Source organism: Extibacter sp. GGCC_0201 (assembly GCF_017566055.1).
Taxonomy (GTDB): domain Bacteria; phylum Bacillota; class Clostridia; order Lachnospirales; family Lachnospiraceae; genus Extibacter.
This window is the reverse complement of sequence record NZ_JABFCH010000162.1, coordinates 1-224: the sequence shown is the minus strand read 5'-3', so window position 1 is coordinate 224 and position 224 is coordinate 1. Positions and strand designations below refer to the sequence as shown.

Here is a 224-nt window from a genome sequence, read left to right as displayed (position 1 = left end):
AGGAAAAATCACATTTTTCGTTGTCTTTGCACTCATCGTGTTGCTGGCTTATACCGCAATAGCGGGCATCAGCACCCGGTATGGCGATGTGGAAAACATCATCATCAAGGGCGTTGACAGCATCCGATGGGGCATCGACATCCGCGGCGGCGTAGACGTGACCTTTACCCCGCCTGCCGATGTGGAGGCGACTGACGACGAGATGTCCGCCGCCGAGTCGGTCA

General features: G+C 56.2%; 1 protein-coding gene. It reads left to right on the top strand.

The genetic code is table 11. The annotated features are described in order from the left end of the window. Positions 1-224: hypothetical protein (locus HJV72_RS19110; RefSeq protein WP_330619063.1), on the top strand; the 224-nt coding region annotated here is incomplete at both ends.